The following is a 14457-nucleotide window of genomic DNA, read 5'->3' as shown; positions in this document are numbered from 1 at the left end:
AAGATTATCAAGTTCTACAATGATCTAAACTGATTTTTGATTACCTTTTGAGCCATCGGACTTCATTGCATCAAAAATGAAGTCGCATTGAAGAGAATCAAACATATAGATGGAGAAAAAGGGAAGACCAGCAACTAAACCACCTACCTTAAAAGAAGGTTTTTATTTAGAAGTAAGAAGTAAAGGCTCCAGTACTGGAGTAAAAATAAGAAGGGACACGAAGGCCGAAATGGAATTTGCTGTCCGTCAGTATGAAAAGAGTAAGACTGTAACTTATCTGGGCGAGGTAAAAGCCGGAAGATGGGTTGACGGTAAGAATGCAGGAAAGAAAACCTAGCGTTACCTACTCACTTTTCAATAATCGCTTTACAGCATTGGCATAAGTCTGTCCAATCGGTACAAACCTATTGCCTATTTGAATTTTGGTTCCAGCGATTGCTTCTATGTAGGAGCTGGCCACGATAAAAGATTTATGAACCCTTAGAAAGGATTTCTGTGGAAGTAAAGATTCCAGTGCAGAAATCCTTTCTGGTGTTATAAGCACCTCTTCCTCCAGGTGAACCTTACAATAGTTTCCATAGGCTTCTACATAGCGTATTTGATTCAGCCAAACTTTCCTTTGTTTTCGATCCTGTTTCAGAAAGATGCTCTCGTCAGCTTGCTCATCTACATTTTCTCTGACGGCCTTCTTTGAAGATGTCTTGACTTTATTAACGGCTTTTAGAAAGCGCTCGAATGAAAAGGGCTTGAGCAGGTAGTCAATCACGTTTAATTCATAACCTTCCAGTGCGAACTCCTGGTATGCTGTAGTGACAATGACTTTTGGTGGATTGGATAAGGTCTTTAAAAGATCAAAACCACTGAGTTGAGGCATGTTAATATCAAGAAAGATAAGGTCTACCGTTTGGCTTTGAAGTAGATCAAGTGCTTCAAAGGCACTATGGCAATTGCCGACTTTGGTCAACTGGCTGAGGTTTTTAGCATACCCCTCAATGATTCGATGGGCGATGGGTTCATCGTCTATGATCAGGTATCTTATCATAAAGTATCTAGTTCTAACCTCACGCTAAAAGTATTTTCGGTACGCTCAATCTTCAAATTATGCTTTTTAGGGTAAACAAGGCTTAGCCTTTCTTTTAAATAGGTTAGTCCCCGTCCACTTTCTTTGGAGATACCGGGAAGCCTATTGTTTTCAATGGAGAGGAGCACTTTTCTTCCATGAGCCTTGATGTCAATTTTGATGTATGCACCTTTGGTTAAGGCCTCAATGCCATGCTTGAAAGCATTCTCTAATAGGTTAATGAGGATCATCGGAGCGATCCGTATTTCTGTACTAGGTAATTCTTCTTTGAATTCTATGTCAAGATTGTGCTTATGCCGAATTCTATGGATCTCGATATACTGTTTCAAATAGTCGATTTCTTCCCTTAACGTGACAAACTCTTTTTCACCATTGTAGATGGTATAGCGCATGACTTCAGAAAGTTTCAGGATAATCAGAGCAGTATCATCCGATTTTTCTATCGCCAATCCATAGAGATTATTGAGTGTATTAAAGAAGAAGTGTGGATCCATTTTGCTCTTGAGCAGCTCCAGTTGTGCTTTGCTATGCGCATTCTTAAGGCTTCTGTATTCCTTCCATTTGTTAAATAGAAAAGTGAATACCACATAAGCCACGGTGAGAAAAAAGACAAGCTGCGCAAACTTGAAAGCATTCTCGTAATTGGAATCTCGGTCTAACTCGTAGGCTTGTTTGAACTGAGCCATGGCTATACTGGAACCAATCAATATGATTATTACGATAACAGTCCTTACATACCTTTTCAGCCACTGCGTCATGGGCTAAAAGTAAAACTTGACATACGATCTAACAAAGATCAATGACCAACTGGAGCAAATCGATGACGAACCCTTCATTTTCCTTTTGAAACGCATTTGTCAATACCTCATTCATTTTCGTCATCTAGCCTCAGCAGATGGTCATTTAAAATGACTTCTTAATTCTGGTGTGCACAGTTTCGAGAATCATTTACAAAGAAATAAATCATGTCAATTACTCGAAAAATTTATGTTGTAACTCTAATACTGATCACTACAGTACTGGGCCATGCACAAAGTCAAGATGATTATAAGGCCTTAAAGGCTCTGCTGGAAAAGGAGGTGCCACCACTCATGGAGCAAAAGAATGTTCCGGGGATGGCGATCGCTATTTTTGATAAAGGCGAAGTGGTCTATCAAAAAGGTTTAGGGCTTGCCAATGTTTCTTCAAAAAGGCCTGTGACTATGGAGACAGGCTTCAATATTGGGTCCATTTCAAAATTATATACAGCATGGGGTGTGATGCGTCTGGTTCAGGATGGAAAGATCGATCTGGAAACACCTGTGGAGGAGTATATCAGTCGATGGAAGATTCCCGCTTCATCCTTTGATAGCAAAAAAGTAACCGTTAGGGCTTTACTAAGTCATACTGCTGGGCTTTCAGTTCATGGATATCCTGGGTTTAGCCCGAGACAGAAGTTACCAAGTTTGGAGGCGTCATTGAATGGGGATAATGGTGATGTCCGAGCTGACGAACCAGTTGAGGTTGTTATAGAACCCAGAACCAAATTTCAATATTCAGGAGGTGGATATACGGTACTTCAATTGATGATTGAGGAGGTGACAGGTAAATCCTTTGCTCAATATATGGAGCGGACGGTATTCAGACCATTGGATCTTCAGCACACCAGCTTTACAATTGACCGTCATGTGCTGCAACATACCGCTACGCCCTATAATGAGGCAGGAGAGAAGATTTACTTAGAACGGTTCACTGCAAAAGCTGCTGCTGGATTGCACACGACTTTGGAGGATATGATCAAGTTTACCAGGGCGGCTTTAAAGGGTAATACTGTTTTGGCACAAGAGACTTTAGCCTCTATGAGAAGGCCTGATCCAGTTACCAATGGGCAATATGGTTTAGGGTATATGACACTCAAAATGGGTCCGGTAACCGTACAAGGGCATGCAGGATCCAACGATGGATGGGAATCGGGCTTTTTGCTGGACTATGAAGACCAGAGCGGTGTGATTATCTTGACCAATGGGTCGCTAGGAAAGGATGTGGCCATAGCTACACTTAGAAAGTGGGCCATGTGGAAGACCAAAGCTAGCCGCTAATAGAAGATAATTTAATGTGGACAGCCTTTAGCGGCTGTTCACCAATGACTTCAGCCTTGTGACCATGGATCGATTCGTCAAATTGGATCTCAGGAGGTAAATAATCTTTCGCAATAAACATGCTGCCCGCTCCAAAATCTTTTGAGTCACCATTTTGCAGAGAAACCCGAAGTGTTCCTTGTTGAACAATGATGAGAGTAGGATCACCAGCCACATGGAAATTTGTTGAGTACCCTTGAGCGCTCTCCCTGAGTCTAAAATTTAGAGCATCAATCCGATCGGTCAGTAACATGCCACCTCGATTATGTTTTGGGTGAGATGCCTCAGAGAATACTGAGATGAAATCTTCATCCACTTCAATGGTTGTGATCAAGAAAGGGGTCATGATATTTATTCTGTGCTCTTTTTCTTCTTTTTGTCAAAGAGCTTATCTACGGCATCGGATCCGGCTTGAGACGCCTTTCGTTTCAACCCCTGGAACCATCCATAAAGTCTTATTGCGATAGGAAGGAGAACGAAGAACCACCAAAAGGATTCTATAAACTCGATTGTCGATTCTTTTCCAGCCTGGAAATAGTTTATGGTAATGATAATAACAAAGAGGATAACGCTGAAAATAGCGTTCTTCAATAGCTTTTGCATTCTAGTCTTCTTGGTTGAGGATAATCAAGATAATAAACGCAGATGGCTATTCATAATCAGCTAAACAGCTGGTCAATTTTCATCCAATTATGATATGAAGTACTTGGAAAAAGGCAATACCTGCTGCAAGAATTGTCACGGCTGCTAAAGTGTTTTTGGTTTCTACGATTACTGTTTTCATAACTTTTTTGTTTTGTTATTATAGTAATGCGTTTGAGGTAGGTTTACCCAACCCCCTAACCAATAAAAAGAGTATAATCCTTGAATAGACTAGCGCAGAAGGCTTTGGTAGATGTCTTCGAACATCAAGTCAACCCACAGCTTGTACATCTTGCCAGAGGGGTGGAAGTTATCAGACCCTAAGAGACTGGTGTCATTGATTACCTCTTCTGAAATTGGGGTGATGTTGAAGTATCTGATATTGAGGTTATCACATACCTCTCTGATCACAGCATTGAATTGAGCGATTTCCTGACTGATTGCCTCACCACCCAAATAGATGCCAAACTGCGTTTTACCATAATTGGGGATAGACAGAACGAATACACGAGTCATATCACCATCGGCTAGATTGATCGCCATTTGGATTAATTCAATTAATTCAGTCTCGAAACGATCTAGTGTTCTTCCTTGTACTTGATTGTTCACTCCGATTAAGAGACTTACAAGATCATATTTTCGGAACCTACCTGGATCAATTTGTAGGGAGTCTTTCAATTGATCCGTTCTCCAACCAGTTTTGGCAATAATTCTGGGCCTTTCTATGGTAATACCTGATGTGATCAGTGTATCCACTAGTTGTTCCGGCCACCGATCTGCTTCATTAACACTTTCTCCAATCGTATAAGAGTCCCCCAATGCCAAATAGCTTAATTCTTTTTGAGGTTCCTCTGTATTATCACAGCTAACGAGTGATATGGAGAATGCTAACAACAAGACTTTGGATAATCTGAATAACACAAATGAAAGACCCTTTGCCTCAGTAATTTGTTTTGAGTCGAATTATTTAGCGGTGAATATATTACCTGCAACAATGTTGCGTATTTGAATATTTACTGCTTACTTCCCGCTCCATATCTTATGAATGCTATGAAGGTTTACGGACTTGTCTCAACTATGATTTTGATGTTTTCCATGCTGTCTGTAACTGCTCAGGCACAGGAAAAGAAACTGGAACTTTCGGTTACAACCGGTTTTGCCACAAAGCTGTCAATAAATGATCCATTGAATTCAGAAGCAGGTAATGGCTTTCATATTGGTGCTAATTTTTATAAACGAGATGCTCAGACATGGTCTTGGGATACACAGTTGTCGATGAATTTCACTTCAGAGACTAATTCGTCCAGTGATCATTTTACCTTTAATTCGCTCTTCGGAGGACGATACTACTTCAGTAAGCCCGAAAATCTAACCAGACTTTTCTTCAGTCTTTTGGGGGGCATAGCACTCAGAAGCGAAACCGGAGATGATTTTACAGATACATTTATTGATGTAGGATATTCTGGAGGTCTTTATCTGGAGAGAGATCGCTTCCTCTTCGGAATTTCCATCGATGCTCCGCAAAACTTCATATTTAAGTTGGGCTACACATTTTAATAATTCACCACATCCTTAACAGGGAATTGAACAGATGCTTTGTTAGTTCCTTTCCCTTTTTCTTCCCAGGGAGACATCATAATCTTCTGCTGTTCCTTTAACTCTTACACTGAGAAAGGTTGTTCTGCGAGATTCGTCTCTATATTGAATTTCATCTACCTGATCCGAATTATCACGATTCTTACGACCAAATAATTTCCTTAAACCTGCACGGGTAACCACCTTCAATGGTATTCTCATTACATAGTCCATATTTAGGTCGAGACTCTGAGTACCAGAGATTTCGAAATAGCCCAGGCTGGTATTGATATTCATGTTGGGAATTACAAGGTCTCCATTGCTTAGTGTAAGCTTATTTTGGAGTGTATCGAATCTTACGAGTTTCAGATTCTTATCCGTAAAATAACTCGAGAGTGCCTCAAAAGGAGTGAAGTCTACCAGGCTTCCATCTAAGACTTGAATATCCATTTCTAACTCCGAAACATCAGTTGCAGGAACCAAATCAGGATGCATGTGTATTTTCCCTTTGAGTGACCCACTCAATCGCCCATGGAGATTGTCCGAGATTAATTGGTCTTGACCAAAATTGTCAAACTTGAAAAGTAGCTTATCCAGATCGACATCTTTCAAATTCATATTGGGACTGAAGTAAATTTGTTCAGGATCAGAGCCATTGAAATAGCCATTTAGGTTCATTTCTCCGCCAGCGGCTTTAAGCGACATGGTGTCTATATAGATATAGTGGTCTCTTTGCATTCTTCCCTCCAGCATAAAGTCATCCAGCAGGTATTTGTGGTAGTTCATTTCGGCTATGTCAAAGCTGAAATCCATATTGGCAAATGGCAGATCAAAAAGGTTAAACCCTGCTTCGTGGTCTACTTGACTGCTTCCGGTGTCAGTTTGAGCAGGCACATAGGAGAACAGTTGGTCGAAGTCTAGCTTTGGACTTTTGAATGAAAAGGAGTGAGCGGCACTAGTGCTGTCCTGTTTTAGGTAATAAGTAAGGTCAGTAACGAATTCTGAGTTACCCACTTTCCCGCCAAGGTCTTCAATCAAGAGCTTGGAACTATCTGCCCATATTTTACCGGCAAAGTTTTCCAGCGTCATTCCATGAACTTTCATAGAAGCACTCAAGTGATCAAGCTCCAGGCCAACTGCTGTTAATTCTTTATCAAACTCCAACTTGGAGAGCCCATGAAACCTCAGGTTTCTAAACTCTTCATGGCGATAATCTTCCGGTACGTAGTTTTCACCACCATATGAAAATAGGTCCTCTAGTTGAATGCGTTCAGCATCTAAATCGAAATCAATCTCTGAAACGCCATGTGGGTCATCTTGAAACCATAAGTCATAATGGGTGAGTTTACCGTCAAAATGAAAATCACTTTGGTCCAACATTCCGGTAAAATCTATGACCTTAAAATCTGTTGAATCTATGATGATGTCCGCATTGAAGTCGTGCAACTGATGCGGATAGTGAGTTAAATCCGCTTTTAGTTGAGTAATGAAGAACTCACCTAATGGTAAATAAGGTGACTCAGTGAAGGCTTTTGCGCTGCTTTTAAATTTGAAGCCGAGTGATAGGTCACGAATTTGTTCATCGAAGCCGTCTGTTAGACTATCCATCCGAGTGATTTCCAATAGGTCAATCATTTTGGATTGAATATCCATATTCACATCCACGGGTAAACTGGTATGATGAATAATAGCCGGCAAATCTGATATGTCTGCCGTAAATGAAATGTTTGAATTACCTGCCTTTAACTCAAACTGATCTATTTCAGCCCGATGCCCATCCATGGAAGCATGGATGTTAATGTCTTGAAGTGGCAAGTGAAAATTAGGGCTCCTGAAGTTTAGATCTTCTACTTTGAGCTCTGTATAATAACTTTCGTTTAGTCGTTCAATAGCCTTTGAAGGATCATCCAGGTCAACAATGTCATGGAAGTTCATATCTAGGGCTATTTTTCCGCTCACATCTTCCAGCCCTTGGATATTGAAAAACTCGGCTAAAAAATCAAGGTTAAACTCTGAGTTAACTTTCATTTCAATATCAGGTGAATCGAAATTTTCTATCCTGACATCTCCGCGGAATGTCCCAGTTTCTGGCTTGGCTGTAAAGTCTTGTATGGTGAGTAACATGGTTTCCGGAGAATTCTGTGCTCCGGTGGTAAAATGTCCTTTAAAGAATAAGTCATTTATCTCCTTATCGGCTTCGAGGTTTTCAACAAAGGCTTCTTCGCAGCCAAAGTCTATTTCCAGGTGTGGGCTCTTTCCAAAAGCAGCAGGTCCTTTGATATCTGCATCGAAATAAACCGTCCCCCCGTTGTCGTATCTCTGAATTAGCGGGTTGTACTCTTCAGGAACAAAGGCTAAGAACAGATCGAAATTAGGCTTCTGTCCGCTGAATTGAAGGTCTAGGTTGAGACTATCTGCTACATCTATCTTCCCATCCATAAGAAAGGAAGCTTTTTCAATTAATAATTCAGAGGGGTCCAGATCAAGTATTCCGGTATTGAGGTCATAATCAATACCAGTAGTCAAAGAAAGGTGTTTGTCGTGTAGAAAAGAGGTGTCCCCATCTAGCACTAGGTTGAAAAGCATACGGCTATCAAACTTAGCTTTGATGTGTTCTTCCGACATGGATAAACTGGAATTTATCTCCTCTACAAATACCTCAGCCAATAGGTTGTTGGCTTCATTGATCTTTAGTAGGTCAATGTTCTTCAGTTCAACGGCTTCAAGGCTAAGGTTTAAAGGAGCGCTCTCGGATGAAGGGGGCTTTTCCTCAACCACCTGATCACTTGAAAGTGCATTTAATACGTTCAGATTCCCATCTGTATGTTGAATGAGTTTAATAAAGCCATCACTGAGTTTTAGCTTTTTAACCTGATAATCTCCTTTAATGATAGAAATGAGATCGAAGCCTACGTATACATCTTGAATGCTAACCAGGGCTTTAGCACTGTCTGACTTAGTTTCATATATGGCGACATTTTCTAAGTCAATTGATACATAGGGGAAGTTGGCGAAAGGAGAGATGTGTGAGCCTTCAACACTGAAGAGGCCAGTAAAATCTTCATTTAGACTGGTGAGTCCCTTTTGAATGAGCTTATCTTGTTGATTGTAGACAATGCCGATAACGGTTGTGATCAGTAGAACCAAAACAAGTCCAATGATCATCAGGGTTTTGATCCACCGCTTCAACTTGTGTGTTTTTTTCATAAGCCCTTGAAAATACACTTCAATGCTCAGAAGGACTATGAATTGATTCAGTTTTTAAAAGAAAATGAAATGTTGTATGGGCTAATAGCGGGTAGATTAGAATTTCATAATGCTATTTGATATCTTTCTCACATGCGTCTGCTACTTGTCCTAATTACCTCTGTTGTCACTTCTGTTATTTCATCTAACACCCAGAGTGAAGGCTATGTCTACAAAAGCGAGTTGGCATCGCTCACTATTGAATTTCCGGGGAAACCTGAGTTTAGAGTGAAGGAAGTGGAGGGTGGAAGCGTGGAAGAGGCGCTATTTGTAGCTGATGATGTTGAGTATGCTTTAATGATCTCTAAATCCAATGAGAATGTGTCAATCGAGAAGGAGTTGGAGAAATTTGGTTCACGCCTAGGTATGGCCAAGAAGTTGTCTGCCGATTTTCACAGAAGGAGTCAAGGCTATATAGAGGGCTTGACTAGGGAGGAGTGGGAGCTTGGCGCCAATAAAGGCGCGAAAATGACCTTCAAATCAAGGCGTCATGATTTTCATTACAGAGCCATTATCATAGCATCCACTGTCATTGAAGTTTTTGTTAAAGCTGATGCAAACCGCAAAGAGGAAACTACCCAATATGACCAGACAAAGGTCGATCGCTTTACCGGGTCATTGAAGTTAAACTGATGACAAAGGCCTTTCAATTCATTTAACCATTATTTATGAGATTTTTATTTATCAGTTTCTGTTCACTGTTTGTATCACTTGCCGTCTTTGCTCAATCGACCGATGAGCTAATCGCGAAGAACCTGGAGGCTATGGGGGGTATGCCCAAATTAAAGTCTACTGAGAACATCGCTTTTTTTGGGACAGTTACAATAAAACAGGGCGGTAGGTCGACTGACTTTATCTTCTCACAAGTCATGACTAAGGATGGTAAAATGCTGTTTCGCTTGTCAAACCAGCTTGGAAGAATCGTAAACCTTCAGGGCTTTGATGGAGTAGACGCCTGGGTTGGAACAGAAACAAGGTCTAAATTGATGCAAGGGGAAGCGAAGTTAGACTTTATACATAACGCTTTCCTCACCCGGTTTATGGACAGAGAGCGGCATGCAAAGGATATTAAGCTAGTAAGTCGCATTAAGCAGGAAACAGAGCTTTCTATGCGCGACTTGCTTGACCGCAGGGTTACCATAGTCTTGGACAATGCCACGAACCTGATTACTAAAGAGTCATATCAGGACTTACAGGGTAATTTTCATGTGATCCGTAATAGCAATTTTAAGACCTATGATGGACTGGTGCTACCTTCAAGCATACGAGTGACACAGTTACCCAATTGTAAAGGTTGTTCGGATGTCGAAAGCGATAACAAAATCGTCACGATGAATTACACCGTAAATGAAATAGTGGTGAATGCCACTGGCATTGACCCGAAAATGTTTCAACGAACTGGGGGGTGATTGGTAAATGCCACTTCTCAATACCTTCCTTCACCAAAGTGTATGGATATAGATGTATCCTGCCACAACTATAAACGTTCAATATTAACCAAGCCGTCTATTACGAAGTACTCGCTGAATCCATTCGCCTTCGGTGAAAACTCATAACCCTTTAGAAGAGCATTATTCTTATCTGCATAGTAAGACCATACGCTGTGATCATTGTTTGCTGTGAGTTTACATGCTTTATTATTGTTGAAGCTTACAGGTTCGAATTCGTTAGAAAGGGAGTGCCTTCAGTAGAATAACTACATGTTTTATCTCTAGTTTGAGGTTTGAATTTCTTCCATGAAACTCATAATGGCTTTCTCGAATGAACGATAGGATTCAATAAATGGAAAATGTCCCGATTCTAATTCAATTAGATTAGCACCAGTTATTTCTGCCAATGCTGAGTCAGCCTCATAAACAGATAAATCATATTTACCCCTCAAAATCAATGCATTTATTGGTATATTTTCTAACTCAGCAAGTAAATTTCTACGGTTATCTACAGAAAACCCTTGAAGTAATTCTTGTGATTTGATAAAGTCAGTTGGGAGGTTCAGAGATAATAAGTCAACTTTTTCCTTTTTCTTAAATAATAATGAAAAGGAAAGGATAAACAGATTTTCATATGCCTCAACATTTCCATTTTTAAATTCGAGTGAACTCATTAACCTCTCTCTTTTGGAAAGAAATGAGCTGTCCATTGCAGACATTTGCATATTATTGACTTCATTCTCAAAGTCATTGGCCAGATGTACAGGACTACAATAAATGAGGCTTGATACATTTTGAGGATATCTTATGGCATATTCACTTGCTATTTTGGCTCCCCACGAATGTGAAAATAAATGAATTCTCCCTAAGCTAAATTCATTGCGAATAGCCTCAATATCCTCTGCAAATGTTTTCAGATTTATAGTTTCAGGAGATTGATTTTTGGATGATTTACCAGCTCCCCTTTGGTCGTAAAAGATCAACCGATATTCTTTGGAAAGTTTTCCTAAGTGAGGGAGGAAATAATCATGACTTAATCCTGGGCCTCCATGAATAATTATCAGAGGTTCACCACTTCCTAATGTTTTGATATAGAGATTTGTATCATTAATCTTTTTGATGCCTTCGAAATCGGACATATTCTGTGAACATCCAATTAGCGCAGTAAGGATGATAAGTGGAAAGAACATTCTTACTATTTTCATATACCTACTTGTCGATTCCCTTGGATTTTAAATACTCAACCACCTCCAGAGAGTCCTCGCCTCCTTTTTGAGCATGCATTAGTAGGGTTATTCCATGTGGACCTTTGCTATATATAGACTTTGGATGATTGGAAACTATTGACTTGATAATTTCAATTTCACCTAGCATCGCAGCTGAAAAAATATCCATCCTTGCACCATTATCTATTAAATACCTAGCAATTTTTTGCTCTCCCATATGGGAAGCTCCTCCTAAGGCAGTTTCAAAATCTCCACCTCCCCAATCCCAGCATGCGTTTATCAATGATGGAGTTTCTTCAAGCATTTGCTTTACAGCAGGTAAGTCAAAATGGCCATTTCTGACAAATTGCATTACCATTTCATCTTTTAATTTTGGTGGTCTTTCTTGTTGAGCGAGAGCTCCGGGAGCAAGAATTGAGGAGGCAATGCCTAAGGCACTGGCTTTTATAAATTGTTTTCTTTTCATAGTAATATTTATTTTTGGTAAGGTTTAAAATTCTTTTTGTCTCTTATCAAATACCACCCATTATTAAGTTTTAGCGTCCACCCATCACCTGAAATAATAGAATTTAGTTCTTCGTATGGAGTAGTTATCATTACCGTATCATTTGAAGTAAAGAGGGCTTCCTTGTTTATTTCCAACAGTCCCCAATGAGCAATTACAGACGCTTTTCCATATACCTTACCGTATGGATTAAATTGATAAATCCTATTGGGGTCGAATGAACCTGTGGAACCAGAGGTTGGTAGCCTAACAGTAGGGCTCTTTATGAACAAGTCTTGATACCTATCTACTCGTTGCCGGTTTTCATGGCTGAATAGTTTTTCTTCGGAAACAATAGTAGCATAGTCGTACTCTTCAGAGTTTGGTATTAGTAGAGCACTTAATGTTTTTAAATTGAAGGACTCAATGATTAGATCGGTGAGCATCGACTCGTCAGTCAGTTTTTTATGCCAGTCATTATCTCGATCATTTAGAAGAAATCCATACATAGGCAATGTTAGATAGGCGAAGGATTTTTGAAACGAATTGCTTTTAGTAAATTTTTCTGCCTGATTGATGAGGAATTCAATTGCTTCTTTTCTGTTAAAACCATTTAACATTAGAGCAGTATACTCGGCCAGCCCTTCATTTAACTCATGCCTATTTTCGTTAATTTGAGCCTTTGGGTATAAGTGTCTTGCTCTTCTATAGTGTATTGCTGCCTGAAGGTGTTTTTTTAGTTCAGTGTCATCTGACGATAGAAGAGCCAGTTTTAGGGCTGCAATTTCAAGCCTCATGTTTACTCTTCCCTCGAAAAGATCTAGATGGGCGTTTTCAGGGTTAGTGCTGTTAAAGCCAAGAGATGGTTGTATCCTATGAAATGATTCGTGTATCAGTAATCTGTTTCTATTCTTAACATTTTCCGATAGTGGTAGCATTGCCATTGTCCACCTTTTTTTATTCCAAGTCAAAGCAGTGTTGGCTATAGGAATGTCATCAGGTAATGTATCTGCATAAATTCTTCCGATTTTGCTAAAAGTCTTCAATGCATCATTTTCATTTGAATAGAACAATCGGGTCGTAGGATTTACTAAAATGACTGGTCCTTTAAGCGTTTGCCCCCAAAAGTGATTTTGATCAATAGTGAGCTGACTATCTAATGATTGAAAATACTTTTCTGCTATTCTAGATTCTTTATTTGCTGGTAGTAAATCATTTGAAGATGAGCAGGCCAGTGCCATGATCAGCCAAAAAAAGTTGAGACTACTTTTCATAATTAATTATATCTTTTTGCGTCAACCCAGCCCAAACAATTATTTCCTTTCAGAAGGAGGTGGGGGGTTCCCAAAGTTCAATCTTGTTATTGTCACTATCGAGGACATGAACGAACTTTCCGTAAGGGTAACTCTGAATGGAATCGACTATCTGAACTCCTTTTTCCCTTAATGATTCTACCAAGGTTTCAATGTTTTGCACTCTGTAATTGATCATAAAGCCAGAATTGGAGGGGGCAAAATAGTCTGAATTCTCAGAGAAAATACTCCATTGAATGATACCTTCTTTGTCAGGATCATCATGTTCTCTAAACCTGAATTGGATCCCATGTTCATCAAGGTCCAGGCCAAGGTTTTTGGTGTACCATTCTTTGAGTTTGTTAGGGTTGGAGCTAGTGAAGAAAACTCCACCAATCCCGGTTACCTCTGAAGTATTATCTTTTTTATCCATATCAATTGTTATTGTTGGTTGTCGGTTATCCTTCGAGCATGAAGAAATGATAACCGTAAGTAAAAGGCTTGTTAGGCAAATATGTAATCGCATGGTGTAAACTAACTAGACTGGATCCTTTAATAGGTTTCAAAAGCATAGTTGAAACCTAATTTCATTGGCTAGCCGTCAATAGTTTTAGCATAAGGTTCTTGTGATACATTTATTGACCAGTTTGTGCTTGTGACATCTGTTGCATTATAATGTGGCCAAGTGTAATACCGATTACATCATAGATGGCATGTGCGGTAAATGCTTCGAGGAACGAACGTTTTCGCAAATAGATCAAAGCGAAGATCAGACCTGAAATAGCTGCAGATATGGCACCGCTGAGTCCCTGGTACAAGTGTCCTATTCCAAAGGAGATAATATCGATAAGAACAACCCAGGCAATAATCCCTTTGCCTTTCCACTTTTCGAAAGTGCTGAAAATGAAAACTCGCTGTAATTCTTCCACAAAGCCACCTCCAATAATGCCAAAAAGCAGCCATATCCAAAGGTTGGACATGTTGGTGAAATGAGCCATAATCCCTGGGCCTTGGTCGTCACGAGGGAAAATAGAATTAAGCATTGGGTCGATAAGCATGCGCGTTAGGGCAAATGTGATTATTCCAAATAAAGTACCTATCAGCAGTTGTTTTGAGCACTTTTGACTTTTCCAACCTAAAAACGACAAGTTGTGGCCTTGGCCGAAGACCAAAATTGTGATCACTGAAAAGACGGCAATTTTGAGAAAGGCTATTCTTGTGAGTAGCGCTGTTGTGTCGCTAGGTATTTCAACAGGTGGTTGGGTCAGTTTAAAAACATCATATAGCCAATAGGCAACTATGATAACTAGAGATAATTGAAAAATTCGTTTTTGAATATTATTCATACAAATAGGACTGATAGA

16 protein-coding genes are annotated in these 14457 nt (G+C 39.8%); 5 read left to right on the top strand and 11 right to left on the bottom strand.

Annotated features, from left to right (window positions below):
- Window positions 1–109: 109 nt before the first annotated feature.
- Window positions 110–337, top strand: a complete 228-nt coding sequence (locus BFP97_RS06165) for a hypothetical protein (RefSeq protein WP_069841571.1) — start codon at window positions 110–112, stop codon at window positions 335–337.
- 6 nt (window positions 338–343) lie between these two features.
- On the opposite strand, the gene BFP97_RS06160 is transcribed toward BFP97_RS06165, so the two are convergent.
- A complete protein-coding gene (locus BFP97_RS06160) occupies window positions 344–1042 on the bottom strand; it encodes a LytR/AlgR family response regulator transcription factor (protein WP_069841570.1) in 699 nt (232 codons plus the stop codon).
- Window positions 1039–1839, bottom strand: a complete 801-nt coding sequence (locus BFP97_RS06155; protein ID WP_069841569.1) for a sensor histidine kinase — start codon at window positions 1837–1839, stop codon at window positions 1039–1041. Before BFP97_RS06155 ends, BFP97_RS06160 begins: the two co-directional genes overlap by 4 nt.
- A 207-nt stretch (window positions 1840–2046) precedes the next feature.
- Between BFP97_RS06155 and BFP97_RS06150 the strand changes: the two genes are divergently transcribed.
- Window positions 2047–3159, top strand: a complete 1113-nt coding sequence (locus BFP97_RS06150; protein ID WP_069841568.1) for a serine hydrolase domain-containing protein — start codon at window positions 2047–2049, stop codon at window positions 3157–3159.
- On the opposite strand, the gene BFP97_RS06145 is transcribed toward BFP97_RS06150, so the two are convergent.
- From BFP97_RS06145 to BFP97_RS06135, 3 genes are all read right to left on the bottom strand, one after another.
- Window positions 3149–3544 (bottom strand): hypothetical protein, encoded by a 396-nt coding sequence (locus BFP97_RS06145; RefSeq protein ID WP_069841567.1) that lies wholly within the window; start codon window positions 3542–3544, stop codon window positions 3149–3151. The genes BFP97_RS06150 and BFP97_RS06145 overlap by 11 nt on opposite strands.
- A 5-nt stretch (window positions 3545–3549) precedes the next feature.
- Entirely contained in the window at window positions 3550–3801 is a 252-nt protein-coding gene (locus BFP97_RS06140) for a hypothetical protein (RefSeq protein WP_069841566.1), read from the bottom strand.
- Window positions 3802–4071: 270 nt separating this feature from the next.
- Window positions 4072–4761, bottom strand: coding sequence for an SGNH/GDSL hydrolase family protein (locus BFP97_RS06135; RefSeq protein ID WP_255399370.1), 690 nt, complete (start codon window positions 4759–4761; stop codon window positions 4072–4074).
- Window positions 4762–4890: 129 nt separating this feature from the next.
- Between BFP97_RS06135 and BFP97_RS06130 the strand changes: the two genes are divergently transcribed.
- On the top strand, window positions 4891–5397 hold the full coding sequence (locus tag BFP97_RS06130) for a hypothetical protein (protein ID WP_139135204.1): 507 nt from the start codon (window positions 4891–4893) through the stop codon (window positions 5395–5397).
- Between the two features lie 42 nt (window positions 5398–5439).
- Here BFP97_RS06130 and BFP97_RS06125 read toward each other — a convergent pair whose 3' ends face one another.
- Window positions 5440–8622 (bottom strand): AsmA-like C-terminal region-containing protein, encoded by a 3183-nt coding sequence (locus tag BFP97_RS06125; protein ID WP_069841563.1) that lies wholly within the window; start codon window positions 8620–8622, stop codon window positions 5440–5442.
- A gap of 132 nt (window positions 8623–8754) precedes the next feature.
- Between BFP97_RS06125 and BFP97_RS06120 the strand changes: the two genes are divergently transcribed.
- Together BFP97_RS06120 and BFP97_RS06115 are read left to right on the top strand one after the other, a co-directional pair.
- A complete protein-coding gene (locus tag BFP97_RS06120; protein ID WP_069841562.1) occupies window positions 8755–9294 on the top strand; it encodes a hypothetical protein in 540 nt (179 codons plus the stop codon).
- A gap of 35 nt (window positions 9295–9329) precedes the next feature.
- On the top strand, window positions 9330–10070 hold the full coding sequence (locus BFP97_RS06115) for a hypothetical protein (RefSeq protein ID WP_069841561.1): 741 nt from the start codon (window positions 9330–9332) through the stop codon (window positions 10068–10070).
- A 302-nt stretch (window positions 10071–10372) separates the two neighbouring features.
- On the opposite strand, the gene BFP97_RS06110 is transcribed toward BFP97_RS06115, so the two are convergent.
- The 5 genes from BFP97_RS06110 to BFP97_RS06090 all read right to left on the bottom strand — a co-directional run bounded on the left by BFP97_RS06110 (window position 10373) and on the right by BFP97_RS06090 (window position 14439).
- Window positions 10373–11296, bottom strand: coding sequence for an alpha/beta fold hydrolase (locus BFP97_RS06110; protein WP_069841560.1), 924 nt, complete (start codon window positions 11294–11296; stop codon window positions 10373–10375).
- A gap of 4 nt (window positions 11297–11300) precedes the next feature.
- On the bottom strand, window positions 11301–11783 hold the full coding sequence (locus tag BFP97_RS06105) for an ankyrin repeat domain-containing protein (RefSeq protein WP_221406592.1): 483 nt from the start codon (window positions 11781–11783) through the stop codon (window positions 11301–11303).
- Between the two features lie 8 nt (window positions 11784–11791).
- Window positions 11792–13075, bottom strand: a complete 1284-nt coding sequence (locus BFP97_RS06100) for a hypothetical protein (RefSeq protein WP_069841559.1) — start codon at window positions 13073–13075, stop codon at window positions 11792–11794.
- A 49-nt stretch (window positions 13076–13124) separates the two neighbouring features.
- Window positions 13125–13526, bottom strand: a complete 402-nt coding sequence (locus tag BFP97_RS06095; RefSeq protein ID WP_069841558.1) for a VOC family protein — start codon at window positions 13524–13526, stop codon at window positions 13125–13127.
- 202 nt (window positions 13527–13728) lie between these two features.
- Window positions 13729–14439, bottom strand: coding sequence for a CPBP family intramembrane glutamic endopeptidase (locus BFP97_RS06090; protein ID WP_069841557.1), 711 nt, complete (start codon window positions 14437–14439; stop codon window positions 13729–13731).
- Window positions 14440–14457 lie beyond the last annotated feature (18 nt).

Source organism: Roseivirga sp. 4D4 (assembly GCF_001747095.1).
GTDB lineage: Bacteria > Bacteroidota > Bacteroidia > Cytophagales > Cyclobacteriaceae > Roseivirga.
This window is presented reverse-complemented; position numbering and strand designations above follow the sequence as displayed.

Coding starts and splice junctions, on each gene's coding strand:
- BFP97_RS06165 (WP_069841571.1), top strand. CDS start 110: ATGGAGAAAAAGGGAAGACCAGCAACTAAACCACCTACCTTAAAAGAA.
- BFP97_RS06160 (WP_069841570.1), bottom strand. CDS start 1,042: ATGATAAGATACCTGATCATAGACGATGAACCCATCGCCCATCGAATC.
- BFP97_RS06155 (WP_069841569.1), bottom strand. CDS start 1,839: ATGACGCAGTGGCTGAAAAGGTATGTAAGGACTGTTATCGTAATAATC.
- BFP97_RS06150 (WP_069841568.1), top strand. CDS start 2,047: ATGTCAATTACTCGAAAAATTTATGTTGTAACTCTAATACTGATCACT.
- BFP97_RS06145 (WP_069841567.1), bottom strand. CDS start 3,544: ATGACCCCTTTCTTGATCACAACCATTGAAGTGGATGAAGATTTCATC.
- BFP97_RS06140 (WP_069841566.1), bottom strand. CDS start 3,801: ATGCAAAAGCTATTGAAGAACGCTATTTTCAGCGTTATCCTCTTTGTT.
- BFP97_RS06130 (WP_139135204.1), top strand. CDS start 4,891: ATGAAGGTTTACGGACTTGTCTCAACTATGATTTTGATGTTTTCCATG.
- BFP97_RS06125 (WP_069841563.1), bottom strand. CDS start 8,622: ATGAAAAAAACACACAAGTTGAAGCGGTGGATCAAAACCCTGATGATC.
- BFP97_RS06120 (WP_069841562.1), top strand. CDS start 8,755: ATGCGTCTGCTACTTGTCCTAATTACCTCTGTTGTCACTTCTGTTATT.
- BFP97_RS06115 (WP_069841561.1), top strand. CDS start 9,330: ATGAGATTTTTATTTATCAGTTTCTGTTCACTGTTTGTATCACTTGCC.
- BFP97_RS06110 (WP_069841560.1), bottom strand. CDS start 11,296: ATGAAAATAGTAAGAATGTTCTTTCCACTTATCATCCTTACTGCGCTA.
- BFP97_RS06105 (WP_221406592.1), bottom strand. CDS start 11,783: ATGAAAAGAAAACAATTTATAAAAGCCAGTGCCTTAGGCATTGCCTCC.
- BFP97_RS06100 (WP_069841559.1), bottom strand. CDS start 13,075: ATGAAAAGTAGTCTCAACTTTTTTTGGCTGATCATGGCACTGGCCTGC.
- BFP97_RS06095 (WP_069841558.1), bottom strand. CDS start 13,526: ATGGATAAAAAAGATAATACTTCAGAGGTAACCGGGATTGGTGGAGTT.
- BFP97_RS06090 (WP_069841557.1), bottom strand. CDS start 14,439: ATGAATAATATTCAAAAACGAATTTTTCAATTATCTCTAGTTATCATA.